Source organism: Escherichia marmotae, assembly GCF_002900365.1.
Lineage (GTDB): Bacteria > Pseudomonadota > Gammaproteobacteria > Enterobacterales > Enterobacteriaceae > Escherichia > Escherichia marmotae.
In genome coordinates, this window is the sequence record NZ_CP025979.1 from 3,125,842 (window position 1) to 3,140,183 (window position 14,342).

The following is a 14,342-nucleotide window of genomic DNA, read 5'->3' on the forward strand; positions in this document are numbered from 1 at the left end:
CGCGCTTTTTATCCGTAAAAAGCTATAATGCACTAAAATGGTGCAACCTGTTCAGGAGACTGCTTTATGGCAACAGGCACGCAGCCCGATGCTGGGCAGATCCTCAACTCTCTGATTAACAGTATTTTGTTAATTGACGACAACCTGGCGATCCATTACGCCAACCCCGCCGCGCAACAACTGCTCGCCCAAAGTTCCCGTAAATTGTTTGGTACGCCGTTACCGGAACTGTTGAGCTACTTCTCGCTAAATATCGGTCTGATGCAAGAAAGTCTGGAGGCGGGGCAAGGTTTTACCGATAACGAAGTGACGCTGGTGATTGACGGGCGCTCGCATATTCTTTCTGTGACGGCCCAGCGTATGCCGGACGGCATGATCCTGCTGGAGATGACACCGATGGATAACCAGCGTCGCTTAAGCCAGGAACAGCTACAGCACGCCCAGCAAGTTGCTGCCCGCGATTTGGTCCGCGGCCTGGCACATGAGATCAAAAATCCACTTGGCGGCTTACGAGGTGCGGCGCAGTTACTCAGCAAAGCGTTGCCCGATCCGTCTCTGCTGGAATATACCAAAGTGATTATCGAGCAGGCGGACAGACTGCGAAATCTGGTCGACCGTCTGTTGGGGCCGCAACTACCAGGCACACACGTCACCGAAAGCATTCACAAAGTGGCAGAGCGCGTGGTGACGCTGGTGTCGATGGAATTACCGAACAATGTACGGTTGATTCGTGATTACGACCCCAGCCTGCCAGAACTGGCGCACGATCCGGATCAGATTGAGCAAGTACTGCTGAATATTGTGCGCAATGCGTTACAAGCGCTGGGGCCGGAGGGCGGTGAAATTATTCTGCGTACCCGCACCGCGTTTCAACTGACCTTGCATGGCGAACGCTATCGGCTGGCAGCACGAATTGATGTGGAAGATAACGGGCCTGGTATTCCGCCCCATTTGCAGGATACGCTGTTTTATCCGATGGTCAGCGGTCGCGAAGGCGGCACCGGGCTTGGTTTATCCATCGCCCGTAACTTGATTGATCAGCATTCAGGCAAAATTGAATTTACCAGTTGGCCGGGTCATACCGAGTTCTCGGTTTACCTGCCTATCAGGAAATAAAGGTGACGTTTATGCAACGAGGGATAGTCTGGGTAGTCGATGACGATAGTTCCATCCGTTGGGTGCTTGAACGTGCGCTCGCTGGAGCGGGTTTAACCTGCACGGCATTTGAGAACGGTGCCGAAGTGCTGGAGGCGCTGGCAAGCAAAACGCCGGATGTACTGCTTTCAGATATCCGTATGCCCGGAATGGACGGGCTGGCGTTGCTCAAGCAAATTAAACAGCGTCATCCGATGCTTCCGGTCATCATTATGACCGCACATTCCGATCTGGATGCCGCCGTTAGCGCCTATCAACAAGGGGCGTTTGATTATCTGCCCAAACCGTTTGATATCGACGAAGCCGTGGCGCTGGTTGAGCGAGCCATCAGCCATTACCAGGAACAGCAGCAACCGCGCAATATTCAGCTTAACGGACCAACAACCGATATTATTGGCGAAGCGCCTGCCATGCAGGATGTGTTCCGTATTATTGGCCGTCTCTCACGTTCTTCTATTAGCGTGTTGATCAATGGCGAATCCGGCACAGGTAAAGAGCTGGTCGCTCATGCCCTGCATCGCCATAGCCCGCGCGCCAAAGCGCCGTTTATCGCGCTGAATATGGCGGCTATCCCGAAAGATTTGATCGAATCAGAACTGTTTGGTCACGAGAAAGGCGCGTTTACCGGTGCCAATACCGTTCGTCAGGGCCGTTTTGAACAGGCCGATGGGGGCACGTTATTCCTTGATGAAATTGGCGATATGCCGCTGGATGTGCAGACACGGTTACTGCGCGTGCTGGCAGACGGTCAGTTTTACCGCGTTGGCGGCTATGCACCGGTGAAAGTGGATGTGCGTATTATCGCTGCGACTCACCAGAACCTGGAACTGCGTGTGCAGGAAGGCAAGTTCCGTGAGGATCTGTTCCACCGCCTGAACGTTATCCGTGTTCATCTGCCGCCACTGCGCGAGCGTCGGGAGGATATTCCCCGTCTGGCACGTCATTTTCTGCAAGTTGCCGCGCGTGAGCTGGGTGTAGAAGCGAAGTTACTGCACCCGGAGACAGAAGCCGCCCTGACGCGTCTTGCATGGCCGGGGAACGTGCGTCAGCTAGAAAATACCTGCCGCTGGCTAACGGTGATGGCCGCCGGACAGGAAGTGTTGATTCAGGATTTGCCTGGCGAACTGTTTGAATCAACCGTAGCGGAAAGCCCTTCCACAATGCAGCCGGACAGTTGGGCAACGCTGTTAGCGCAATGGGCTGATCGGGCGCTGCGTTCCGGTCATCAAAACTTACTTTCTGAAGCGCAACCTGAGCTGGAGCGGACATTGCTGACCACCGCGTTGCGACATACGCAGGGGCATAAACAAGAAGCGGCGAGACTGCTTGGTTGGGGACGTAACACACTGACACGTAAGTTAAAAGAGTTGGGAATGGAGTGACTCAGGCTTGCTGTGTAAAGATTGATTATTGAGCGCAAATTGCTGTTATTTTGCGCTTTACTGTTCCGATAAGTTCAGTATGATCTTGCCCGGAAAACGGGGAGAGTCATTATGTTAGAATCAATAATTAATCTGCTATCGAGTGGCGCAGTTAGCAGCCACGCGCCGCAAACTGCCGTTGCTGCCGTGCTGTGTGCCGCGATGATTGGGCTGTTTAGCTGAAACTCGTTGTTCATGCCGGATGCGGCGTGAACGCTTTATCCAGCATACAAAAACAGGTTTTGTTGGCCTGATAAGCGTAGCGCATCAGGCAGTTTTGTTCTCAGTCAATTGATGGCGCTTTCGTTTATCACCGTTGTAAACGAAGCGCCATTCAACTAAATCACCCGCGAGAACTGCTGCATTCGCGCTTTCTGGCGCAAATAAGTATCAAAGCACATGCAAATGTTGCGGATCAGCAAACGACCTTTCGCTGTCACCTGAATTCCCTTCTCATCGACATCCACCAGCCCGTCTTTTGCTAATGGGGCGAGCAGCTTGAGGTCTTCCGCAAAATAATCAGCGAAGTTTAAATCCCACTGCTGTTCAACGGGGGCGTAATCCAGACGGAAGTTGCAGATCAGCGACTTAATTACATCACGGCGAATACAGTCATCGCGCGTTAACGCAATACCGCGCCACAGCGCATTGCCTTGCTCATCTACCTGCTGATAGTAACGCTTCAGCTCTTTCTGGTTCTGCGCATAGCAATCGCCAATCATACTGATGGCAGAGACGCCCATTCCCAGCAGATCGGTATCGCCCTGGGTGGTGTAACCCTGGAAGTTGCGATGCAGCACGCCTTCACGCTGGGCCTCCGCCAGCTCATCATCCGGGCGGGCAAAGTGATCCATACCAATGAACTGATAGCCCGATTGCGTCAGGAAGGCGATGGTTTCCTGCAGGATATCCAGTTTTTGCTGCGGACTCGGCAGGTCAGCATCTTTGATTTTACGTTGAGCAGCAAAAATGGTCGGCAGATGCGCGTAGTTAAAGACGCTCAGACGATCAGGGTTCAGTTCCGCCACGCGTTTCAGGGTAAAAGCGAAACTCTCCGGCGTCTGTTTCGGCAGGCCGTAAATGAGGTCAATGTTGGTGGAGGTAAAGCCGATCTCACGCGCATGGTTAAGCAGAGCAAAGATGAACTCTTCATCCTGCTCACGGTTGACCAGACGTTGCACTTCTTTGTTGAAGTCCTGCACACCCATGCTCAGGCGGTTAAAGCCTTCGGCACGTAAATGATCGAGGACATCCAGTTCAATTTCACGCGGATCAACTTCGATCGAGATTTCCGCATCAGTATTAAACTGGAAGTTTTCCCGCAACAGATTCATCAGACGGCTAATTTGCGCTTTGTTCAGGTACGTCGGCGTACCGCCACCCCAGTGCAACTGGCTGACTTTACGTCCGGCAAACAGTGGCGCACGATGAACGATTTCTTGCTCCAGCGCGTCCAGGTATTGGTCGGCTTTATGCTGCTGGCGAGTCACAATTTTATTGCAGCCACAGAAATAGCAAAGCTTGTGGCAGAACGGGATATGCACGTAGAGAGATAAGGGACGCTCAGGGTAGCGCGCCACGGCTTGTAAAAACGCCTGTTCACCGAAGTCTTCTGAAAACTCCAGCGCGGTCGGGTACGAGGTGTATCGTGGCCCGGAATAGTTATATTTCTGGATCAGGGCCAGGTCCCAGTCGATTTGCTGTACAGACATGCTCACTCCTTCCGATGGCGTCTCTGGCGGCTACGGCGTACCGGCTGATGTCCGTTTTGGGTCATCAACCGGTTGCGCAGCCACTTTTGTCGCCGCGACAACCGCTGTAGTTTAACGAATAACCACACCAGATAACATATAACCGGAAGGGTTATCAGCAGAACGGGAAGGCCCACAGTGGCAACCCGTTAGTTGCCTCGCAACAGACGCATCATGTCTTCTTGCTTCTCGTCTTCTTCCTCTTCTTCATCGTCGTCATAAGAGAGGCCGAGTTTCTGCATCAGCTCATCAATTCGATCCAGTTTAGCATCAACCCAGGATTGCTCTTCGGCACTCAGGGTTTCGCCCGCTTCCAGACGTTCCAGCAGCGCATCCAGACGCTCATCCGTTTCCAGTAACTCCAACTCCGCCTGCGGTGAAAGCATAGGTTTCTCACTCTTCGGTTTGTGCTGTTTGGTGACTTTTTCAGTCACACCCAATGGAATAGGGGTTTTACTGCCAATGCGTGGATCTTTCGGTGCGTTCTGGCCTTTACTGCCCGATGTAGCGCTACCGCCCGCTGCACGACTGCCGGGCGCATGACCACGACGTTTTTTCTGACGCTTGCGGTCACGAGCTTCCTGATCCAGCTCTTCGCGTGTTTTTCGACGCGCTTTTGCGTGACCTTTGCTGCGTGAGTTTGAAGATGATGGTTTCATAATAGTTCGTCTTTTAGCCGTTTTATTCAGTATAGATTTGCGGCGGAATCTAACAGAAAGCAAGCAAAGAAAAAAGGCGACAGATTACTCTGTCGCCTTTTTTCCTGACTCATAACCCTTAACGGGTCTTACAATCCTTGCAGGCCGCCAACACACCCTGTTTTTCCATTAGCCAGAACATTCCGTGTTGATTCCATTTCCGTTTAATTACGTCTCCGGACGTTTGTCTTCCTGACAATCCTCTGTCTTCGCCTCCTGGCGCTCCTGACCCTCATCCTGAGTCATCTTCCTGTTAGCGTCCTCGCTCTATGGGTGCTACTTTACGCTTCTGCACCAAACAAACAATAAACTATCATCAGTATTTACTCATTTTCAGATTATTGTATAAAACTAATCACCTGATTTCTTTGACCTATTTGACATGCATCGCAGAATTTTCTCTACGATTTCGCATAAAAATGATCGGCAATGTCTCACAAAGCATATGGTTTTTACTTACACCACTCCCCCGAAAAATCCGTCTTTTATTGTGGTTCAGGTATAATCGCCGCAACGCTTTGACTGATGGAGACGACCGCTTTGACTAATTTGAATTACCAACAGACGCATTTTGTGATGAGTGCGCCTGATATTCGCCACTTACCTTCCGATACCGGAATCGAAGTGGCTTTTGCAGGCCGTTCCAACGCAGGGAAATCCAGCGCGCTGAACACGCTGACTAACCAGAAAAGCCTGGCGCGTACCTCGAAAACGCCAGGACGCACCCAGCTTATCAACCTGTTTGAAGTGGCTGACGGCAAACGTCTGGTCGATTTGCCGGGCTATGGCTACGCAGAAGTTCCGGAAGAGATGAAGCGTAAATGGCAGCGCGCATTAGGGGAATACCTGGAAAAACGTCAGAGCCTGCAAGGCCTGGTGGTACTGATGGATATTCGCCATCCGCTGAAAGATCTGGATCAGCAGATGATTGAGTGGGCGGTAGACAGCAATATCGCCGTGTTGGTGCTACTGACCAAAGCGGACAAACTGGCAAGCGGTGCACGTAAAGCGCAATTGAATATGGTGCGTGAAGCGGTGCTGGCGTTTAACGGTGATGTGCAGGTAGAGACATTCTCTTCTCTGAAGAAGCAAGGTGTGGATAAGCTGCGTCAGAAGCTGGATACCTGGTTTAGCGAGATGCAGCCTGTCGAAGAGGCGCAGAGCGGCGAATAATTTTCTTGCCCTTGTGCTGGTGCCGGATGCGGTATAAACGCCTTATCCGGCCTTTAAAGTGAAGAAAATTCAATAAGTTGTTATTCACAATAAACCTGATAAGCGTAGCGAATCAGACAATACAGATATTTTCTTTCGTGCAATAAAAAACGCCCCAGTCATTACTGACTGGGGCGGCTAAAAAATTCAGCCAAATCCGATTACGTGAAGTAAAAGGTCTGAAAGATAGAACATCTTACCTCTGTACCCTACGCGAGTAACTTTACTCTTTTTTGTTCAGTTCAGAAAGCACTTTTTGTAATTTTTTTTCAGTTGTTGCATAGGAATTTCTAATAGTCATCACAAAATGTGGCGAGTTATGTTGCTTACTTACGAAAAAAAGGCTTGCTCAGGCGAATCTTAGTGCGCCTGATCCCAGTTTTCGCCACTTCCCACTTCCACCAGCAACGGCACATCCAGACGGGTACAGTTTTCCATCAACTGATGGATTTTCTTCGCTACCACATCGAGATCATCTTTATGAACTTCAAACACCAGTTCATCGTGTACCTGCATAATCATACGCACACGCGGTTGCTCGGCCTGGAGCCACGCATCAACGGCAATCATCGCCCGCTTGATGATATCGGCCGCGGTGCCCTGCATTGGCGCGTTAATTGCTGCACGTTCTGCCGCGGCACGGCGCGCACCATTGCTGGACTTAATATCCGGCAAATAGAGGCGGCGTCCGTCCAGCGTTTCAACGTAACCCTGTTCTTTCGCCTGGGCGCGGGTGCGTTCCATATACTCCAACACGCCTGGATAGCGTTCAAAGTAGAGATCCATGTACTTCTGCGCTTCTTTACGCGGAATGTTCAACTGGCGCGCCAGACCGAAAGCACTCATGCCGTAAATCAGGCCAAAGTTGATCGCTTTCGCGCTACGACGTTGTTCGCTGGTGACGGTTTCCAGTGACAAACCAAACACTTCTGCAGCCGTTGCCCGGTGGATATCTTTTCCTTCTGCGAAGGCGGTCAGCAAGCCTTTATCACGTGAGAGATGCGCCATAATGCGCAGTTCAATCTGCGAGTAGTCCGCAGAAACAATCACGTAATCCTCTGGCGCAATAAACGCCTGACGGATACGGCGACCTTCCTCGTTACGCACCGGAATGTTTTGCAAGTTAGGATCGGTTGACGACAAGCGCCCTGTCGCAGTCACCGCCTGGTGATAAGAAGTATGCACGCGCCCGGTTTTCGGGTTGATCATCAGCGGCAGCTTGTCGGTGTAAGTCGATTTCAACTTCGCCAGACCGCGGTACTCCAGAATCACTTTCGGCAATGGATAGTCCAGTGCCAGCTCTTCCAGCACCTCTTCCGACGTTGACGGCGCACCACCCGGTGTTTTCTTCAGCGGTTTAATCCCCTGTTTTTCAAACAGAATGGTTTGTAACTGCTTGGTGGAAGAAAGATTAAATTCTTCACCAGCAATTTCATGCGCTTTCTTTTCCAGCTCCGCGAGACGCAGAGTGAGTTCTTCTGAATGATTGTGCAGAACTTTCGGATCGATCTTCACACCGTTACGTTCAATGCGCGAAAGCACCGGCACCAAAGGCATTTCGATGTTTTCAAAGACGTTCAACGGTCCTTTTTGTTTTTGCAGATCCGGCCACATTTTCAGATGCAACTGCAAGGTGACATCCGCATCTTCGGCGGCATAGCGTCCGGCCTCTTCCAGGGCAATCTGGTTAAAAGTCAGTTGATTTTTACCTTTACCGGCAATCTCTTCAAAAGTAATGGTTTTGTGCTTCAGCCAACGGTCCGCGAGGCTGTCCATGTCGTGACGCCCGGCAACACTGTTGAGAATGTAGGACTCCAGCATGGTATCAAAGGCAATTCCACGCAGCTCAATACCGTAGTTCGCCAGAATGCCGCGATCGTATTTCAGATTTTGCCCAACCTTCAGCGCCTTCTCATCTTCCAGCAGTGGTTTCAGCAGTTCGAGGGCGCGCTCGCGAGAGATCTGGTCGGGAGCATCGAGATAATCATGAGCAACCGGTACATACGCCGCCACACCTAGCTCGATGGCGAAAGATAGCCCCACCAGGTTGGCAGAGACGTTATCGAGGCTGTCGGTTTCGGTGTCAAAAGCAAATACCGGCGCTTTTTCCAGCTTCGTAATCCATTCTTTCAGCGTATTTTCATCAAGGATGGTGACGTAATTGTCGTAAGAAATCACCGTCGCAGTCACTTCCGGCATTTCGTCGACAACAATGGTTTCCTGCGACTTTGTGGCCGGTTTCGCCCCTTTGGCCTGTAACCACTTGCCTGCTTCAACATCGGCAACCCAGCGTTTGAATTCATACTTTTTAAACAGCCCTAACAACTCTTCAGCCGCCGGTTGCTGCACTTCCAGTTGTTCACAGGTCAGCTCCAGCTCAACATCAGTTTTAATCGTCGCTAACTGGTAAGAAAGATATGCTACCTCTTTATTTTGCTCGAGCTTCGCCGCCATTGTTTTCGCACCGCGGAAGCTTAGGCCAGCAATTTTTTCCGGCTCAGCATACAGCGTATCCAGCCCACCAAGACCTTGCAGCAGTGCCTGCGCGGTTTTTTCACCCACGCCCGGTACGCCAGGGATGTTATCTGAAGAGTCGCCCATCAGCGCGAGGAAGTCGATAATCAGTTCCGGCGGTACACCGTACTTATTCACGACCTCTTCCGGGCCAAGGATCGTATTCGTCATGGTATTGATGAGAGTGATATTTGGCGTTACCAGTTGCGCCATATCTTTATCACCGGTGCTGATCAGTACCGGGCGACCGGCTTTTTCTGCTTCGCGTGCCAGAGTGCCGATAACATCGTCTGCTTCTACGCCAGAAACGGCCAGCAGCGGCAAGCCCATCGCTTTAACCATCGCATGCAGAGGCTCGATTTGCACTCGTAGATCATCCGGCATTGGCGGGCGATGTGATTTGTAATGTTCAAACAGTTCATCACGAAAGGTTTTTCCCTTGGCGTCAAAGACCACCGCTGCATGCGTCGGTTTATATTGCAAGATCAGACTGCGCAGCATGTTGAGGACACCATACATCGCACCGGTCGGCTCGCCTGCGCTGTTGGTCAGCGGCGGAAACGCGTGATATGCGCGATAAAGATAAGATGAACCATCTACAAGGATAAGTGGGTTTTGGGGGATCTGAACCATAATGTCCGTGCCTGTTTATCAGATTATGGGTAAAGGATGCCACAGACGGGATAAAAACATGAGTTTTTCACCGCTTTTCGTGAAAATCTTTTGTAGATCTTCTGGATCGCTCGCTAATCCCCATGTGGATAACTTTGTGCATAAATTATTTACATCGCTTTTAATTTATTCTCATGCTTTTTACAGCATAATATTTATCGTTTACTTTCATGAAGTTAAAAATATCCCCTCAACGAACAATTGAGAAAAAGGGATTTTTTATAATGTGGATAGATATGATTTATTTTTCTATTTAAGGATCATCCGTTATTTGGATCGTTTTCTGCTAAAATCTGCGCCTTGCGCTTCTTTCGCGCACTGTCTATGGCTAACTTTTTGAATAAATTAATTATGACGAGAATACTCGCTACGATAACCCTTTTGCTGAGTATCGTATTGACCATTTTGGTCACCATTTTTTGTTCTGTCCCGATCATCATTGCCGGGATCGTAAAACTGTTGTTACCTGTACCAGTAATTTGGCGAAAGGTTTCACGCTTTTGTGATTTTATGATGTATTGCTGGTGTGAAGGATTGGCGTGTTTGCTGCACCTTAACCCACACCTGCAATGGGAAGTTCACGGGCTGGAGGGGTTAAGTAAAAAGAACTGGTATCTACTTATTTGTAATCATCGTAGCTGGGCAGATATTGTCGTACTGTGCGTGCTGTTTCGTAAGCACATTCCGATGAATAAATATTTCCTCAAACAGCAACTTGCCTGGGTGCCTTTTCTTGGCCTGGCGTGTTGGGCACTGGATATGCCGTTTATGAAGCGTTATTCCCGCGCTTATTTATTACGTCATCCGGAGCGGCGTGGTAAAGATGTTGAAACCACTCGGCGCTCATGCGAGAAGTTTCGTCGGCATCCCACCACTATTGTGAATTTTGTTGAAGGCTCTCGTTTCACGCAAGAGAAACATCAAAAAACCCATTCGGCATTTCAAAATCTTCTGCCGCCAAAAGCTGCCGGTATTGCGATGGCACTGAATGTGCTGGGTAAACAATTCGATAAATTACTCAACGTTACGCTGTGTTATCCGGACAATAATCGCCAACCATTCTTCGATATGTTAAGTGGCAAACTGACACGAATTGTCGTGCATGTGGATTTACAGCCCATTGCTGAAGAGTTGCATGGCGACTATATCAATGACAAAGGTTTTAAACGCCATTTTCAGCAGTGGCTGAACTCACTGTGGCAGGAAAAAGACCGGCTTCTGACATCTCTGATGTCATCACAGCATCAGAATAAGTAAGTTTTACTCGCCTCTGAATTAGCAGAGGCGAGGCATCATTTTAATGAATAAAACGCCCTGCACGAGACATAAATTCTTCTTCACTCATCTCCTGCCCATTGAAAACAACTTTACCTGGCATATAACGCAGTTGCAGTGAGGCGATATTGTTATCAATGGTGATTAACTGAAACATCTTACCTAACGCCATCATTCCGCTAATTTGTTTATCAGCCCGCCTCTGGGCTTTTTCAGCATCCATTCCTTCAGATAAATTAATTTGCTTTGATATTTCAGTGACGACATTAAGCGGTAAAGTCACGTCAAAATTGAGTGATTTAATATCTTTATTTGTGGCCGATGATGATTTAGCAGGATCAGCAATACTGATATCCAGATTAGCGTTAAGTTCTCCGACTGTATTTTTCCAACTAATCGGTAATTTAATAACCGGTTCACTTTTTTGTAATAGCGGTAAAGACTCTTTGAACAACGCAGCATTCACTTCTTCTTGCGCATTTTGATCGTTAGCTAACTCAGGGTGTGCTGCATACTGCTTCTTCATCGCAATATTGTACTGAATGATAAATTGACGAACTGCCGTTGGGTCGATAGATTCAGCAATCAGCGACCATTGACCACTACCTAGCGCCTGATTTCCTTTGGTTAATTTCTCAATACCATAAGTCAGATTAGCATTGATAAAGTCTTTATCTTTAACACGCTCAAGCGTTGTCCTGGCTATGAATGCATCAATTTTGGCAACCTCTTCACCACGATTGATAATGCTGACCTGATTAAATTTTGACTCATTTTCACCAATCGGAAATTTATTTCCTTCCAGTCTTGTCAGGGAGTTCACAGTAAAGGTTTTTGCTATTACTTTATTCATCGGCGATAAGTTCAGAGTGATATCTTCGACTTTTCCTTCAATATTCAGGTTAGACAATGAACTATTATCGCCGCTAAAAGTAAACTGGCCTTCACCAAAGGATACCTGACCATACTCTGCAGGAGCAACATCTAATATCGTAGAGAATGAGCCACCAAATGCGAATCGCAATGATGCTTCGACGGGCGATTTATCTTTCGCAGCGATAAATAGCGACTGTGTCAGTTCATTATTCACTAATTTCACTTTTGCAGCCGCCAGAGCAGGGATGACATTACCATGCATTAACATCGTGATAGGCAACGGGCCGTGCTCAACATCCACATCAAATGCAACTTTCTGGCCTGGTTTGATATTGAGATCTGGAGCTCCGTTATCAAATGTAATTAGCATTTGAAAATGGGAATTAAAAAAACCTTTTCCAAAGTTTTCATAGCTTGCCGTCATCTCGTAGGCATGTTTACCTTTCTTTTTCCCATCGTTAAAATCTTTAATAAATTTTTCGACACCCGGCTGAATTTGCGTGCCAGTGTACCATGTACCACCACTCCAGATAACGGCTAACGCAATAATTACACCCGTAGCTGACTTACGTATCATATAGATATTCCCTGATAAAACAGCAAAAGTTTGAATATCCACTTATGATGAAATAATGTCCAGCAACTGGACGCATTATCAGAAAGTATTTATATTTATTTAAAAATAAAAAAGCCCGCGAGTATTCACGGGCCTTATGTAATTCACAATGAATTATTTTTTCTCAGACAGATATTTCACTGTGTCAGCATATTGCTGAACAAAAACATCCATATTGCTGGTATCCATACCCTGCGGGTTCAACTGATATTTACCGTTAACAAACATCGCCGGAACGCCACGCAATTGCACATCTGCAGCCGCTTTTTCTTGCTGTGCGACCAGAGATTTAACGACAAAACTGTTCCACGCCGCGTCGTACTCTTCACCTTTAATACCTGCGTTGATAAATACATCGCGGATATCAGATGCAGAGCGAATAGTCTGAGTTTTCTGTACGCCTTCAAACAGCGGAACAGTAACTTTGTCTTCTACACCCAGCGCCATCGCCACTGCCCAAGCCTGAGTCAGATCTTTGCCCAGGTCTCCACCCATGAAGTTGACGTGGTATTTGGTCATCTTCACGCCTTCCGGCAGTTTTTTCTTCACGTTATCAGAAATATGCAGAACTTCTTCAAACTGATAGCAGTGCGGGCAGAAGAAAGAGAAAAACTCCAGCACTTGCGGCGCGCCAGCAACCGGTTTTTCCAGGGTGGTGTACTGTTTACCATCTTCATACTGCGCCGCCGATGCGCTAAACGCTAAAACCAAACCAGCCAGCGCCAGCCAAATCTTTTTCATTGTCTACTCTCTCCGATTAATACATAGGTGTTAATTGTAAAGGGGGTTCTTGTAGAACTTTTACCTGTTCTATAAAAGTCGCCGTCTGTCGCAGCCAGTAATCTTCCCCGGTTAACCACGGGAAATTTTTCGGGAACGCGGGATCAGCCCAACGCCGCATCAGCCAGGCAAGATAATAAACCAAACGCATGGCGCGTAAAGGTTCAATCAGTCCGATTTCAGCGGTGTCGAACTCGCTAAATTCTTCATAAGCTTCAATAATAGTTTCCAATTGCATCCGCTGCTCGGCTTTATCTCCATTGAGTAACATCCACAGATCCTGTACCGCTGGGCCATTGCGCGCATCATCCAGATCGACAAACATCGGACCATCGCGCCAAAGAATATTTCCAGCGTGGCAGTCTCCATGTAGCCGCAGAACGGTGAAATCTTCCCGCCAATGCGCTGTAACAGCGGCAATCAGTTGATCTGTCGCTTTCAGGAATGCGGTCTTCAACCCGGAAGGTATTAGTGTGGCGTCCTCAAACAGCTTACGTGGCTCAGTAAGATATTCATTCAGGCCAATAGTCGGACGATGGATAAAAAGCTGTTTATGTCCCGTCTGGTGCATCCGCCCCAGATAGCGCCCCACCGCTTCCATCTGATCAATATTGTCGGCTTCGAATTGACGACCACCGACGCTTGGAAAAACAGCGTAATAAAATCCCTGATGATTCAATAAAGTTTGACCGTTATAGGCTAACGGCGCGGCGACTGGAACTTCGTCGTTTACCAGTTGTAACGCAAATTGATGTTCTTCGAGGATTTGGTCGGCTGTCCAACGTTCAGGACGATAAAATTTAACGACGAAGCGTCGACGCTCTTCGTCCTGAAATTGATAGACTCGGTTTTCATAGCTGTTAAGTGGGGTAAGACCTGAATCCACCCGGATCCCTTGCTCAAACAGAGCGTCCATGATGGTGTCCGGGTGTAGTGTCTGGAAAGTAAAAGCGCTGTTGTTCATCCCATCATCCGGAAAACATTACGAATGATGAAAGATATCATTTCACGATGATTTTGTTGGTGCCGCTTACAAGCTTTTACTCTTTAATTACGCCACGTGCGCGTAACAGCGCCGTTTTGAAATCTTCTTCATAATCTTTCTGCAAACCCGGGATCACCGCATCTTTTGCGGAATCGCGCATTTTCAGGTGGTAGATTAGAATATCATCCGTCAAATCCGCCAGTTCGCCGTCAAAACCTGACTCTTTCGCCAATTTCTGCAAAAATTGCAGCAGGTTAAGGTCTGGCTCTTTTTGCCAGGCTGGCTGGAGGAGTTCAATAACTTCATTCAGACGTTTACATTTCATAGTGATGCTCCTTACTCTTGAGACAGACACGTTAGCAGGGTCAATCCCACAATAAAAGAGGC

At 48.5% G+C, this 14,342-nt stretch carries 13 protein-coding genes and 1 pseudogene; 5 read left to right on the top strand and 9 right to left on the bottom strand.

The window, feature by feature from the left end; all coding sequences use genetic code 11:
* Positions 1–66 precede the first annotated feature (66 nt).
* From glnL to C1192_RS16170, 3 genes are all read left to right on the top strand, one after another.
* Complete coding sequence (gene glnL / locus C1192_RS16160; RefSeq protein WP_001517349.1) at positions 67–1,116, top strand: nitrogen regulation protein NR(II); 1,050 nt, start codon at positions 67–69, stop codon at positions 1,114–1,116.
* Positions 1,117–1,127: 11 nt separating this feature from the next.
* Positions 1,128–2,537: a nitrogen regulation protein NR(I) gene (gene glnG, locus C1192_RS16165; RefSeq protein ID WP_001517350.1), complete on the top strand. Its 1,410-nt coding sequence runs from the start codon at positions 1,128–1,130 to the stop codon at positions 2,535–2,537.
* Between the two features lie 111 nt (positions 2,538–2,648).
* Positions 2,649–2,759, top strand: a complete 111-nt coding sequence (locus C1192_RS16170; RefSeq protein ID WP_001517351.1) for a YshB family small membrane protein — start codon at positions 2,649–2,651, stop codon at positions 2,757–2,759.
* Between the two features lie 155 nt (positions 2,760–2,914).
* Here the strand turns inward: C1192_RS16170 and hemN are convergent, their stop codons facing one another.
* The 3 genes and pseudogenes from hemN to C1192_RS16185 all read right to left on the bottom strand — a co-directional run bounded on the left by hemN (position 2,915) and on the right by C1192_RS16185 (position 5,332).
* Positions 2,915–4,288 (bottom strand): oxygen-independent coproporphyrinogen III oxidase, encoded by a 1,374-nt coding sequence (hemN, locus tag C1192_RS16175; RefSeq protein WP_001517352.1) that lies wholly within the window; start codon positions 4,286–4,288, stop codon positions 2,915–2,917.
* 188 nt (positions 4,289–4,476) lie between these two features.
* Positions 4,477–4,986 carry a Der GTPase-activating protein YihI gene (gene yihI, locus C1192_RS16180; protein ID WP_001517353.1) on the bottom strand — a complete coding sequence of 170 codons (510 nt, stop codon included), beginning with the start codon at positions 4,984–4,986 and terminating at the stop codon, positions 4,477–4,479.
* A 118-nt stretch (positions 4,987–5,104) separates the two neighbouring features.
* Positions 5,105–5,332: pseudogene (locus C1192_RS16185) on the bottom strand (hypothetical protein).
* 233 nt (positions 5,333–5,565) lie between these two features.
* Between C1192_RS16185 and yihA the strand changes: the two are divergent.
* Positions 5,566–6,198 (top strand): ribosome biogenesis GTP-binding protein YihA/YsxC, encoded by a 633-nt coding sequence (gene yihA, locus C1192_RS16195; RefSeq protein WP_001517354.1) that lies wholly within the window; start codon positions 5,566–5,568, stop codon positions 6,196–6,198.
* 186 nt (positions 6,199–6,384) lie between these two features.
* Here yihA and spfP read toward each other — a convergent pair whose 3' ends face one another.
* Both spfP and polA read right to left on the bottom strand, forming a co-directional pair.
* The gene (gene spfP / locus C1192_RS26205) at positions 6,385–6,432 is read right to left on the bottom strand and encodes a small protein SpfP (RefSeq protein WP_071892919.1); all 48 of its coding nucleotides are present in this window, start codon (positions 6,430–6,432) and stop codon (positions 6,385–6,387) included.
* Positions 6,433–6,597: 165 nt separating this feature from the next.
* Positions 6,598–9,384 (bottom strand): DNA polymerase I, encoded by a 2,787-nt coding sequence (gene polA / locus C1192_RS16200; protein ID WP_038354723.1) that lies wholly within the window; start codon positions 9,382–9,384, stop codon positions 6,598–6,600.
* A gap of 363 nt (positions 9,385–9,747) precedes the next feature.
* On the opposite strand from polA, the gene yihG reads away from it, so the two are divergent.
* Complete coding sequence (gene yihG, locus C1192_RS16210) at positions 9,748–10,680, top strand: 1-acylglycerol-3-phosphate O-acyltransferase YihG (protein WP_016249356.1); 933 nt, start codon at positions 9,748–9,750, stop codon at positions 10,678–10,680.
* A 40-nt stretch (positions 10,681–10,720) separates the two neighbouring features.
* On the opposite strand, the gene C1192_RS16215 is transcribed toward yihG, so the two are convergent.
* The 4 genes from C1192_RS16215 to C1192_RS16230 form a co-directional block, all read right to left on the bottom strand.
* Positions 10,721–12,151: a DUF945 family protein gene (locus C1192_RS16215; protein ID WP_038354722.1), complete on the bottom strand. Its 1,431-nt coding sequence runs from the start codon at positions 12,149–12,151 to the stop codon at positions 10,721–10,723.
* A 153-nt stretch (positions 12,152–12,304) separates the two neighbouring features.
* Positions 12,305–12,931: a thiol:disulfide interchange protein DsbA gene (gene dsbA / locus C1192_RS16220; protein ID WP_000725337.1), complete on the bottom strand. Its 627-nt coding sequence runs from the start codon at positions 12,929–12,931 to the stop codon at positions 12,305–12,307.
* A 16-nt stretch (positions 12,932–12,947) separates the two neighbouring features.
* Positions 12,948–13,934 (bottom strand): stress response kinase SrkA, encoded by a 987-nt coding sequence (gene srkA / locus C1192_RS16225; protein WP_001065532.1) that lies wholly within the window; start codon positions 13,932–13,934, stop codon positions 12,948–12,950.
* A gap of 76 nt (positions 13,935–14,010) precedes the next feature.
* A complete protein-coding gene (locus C1192_RS16230; protein WP_001295263.1) occupies positions 14,011–14,280 on the bottom strand; it encodes a YihD family protein in 270 nt (89 codons plus the stop codon).
* Positions 14,281–14,342 lie beyond the last annotated feature (62 nt).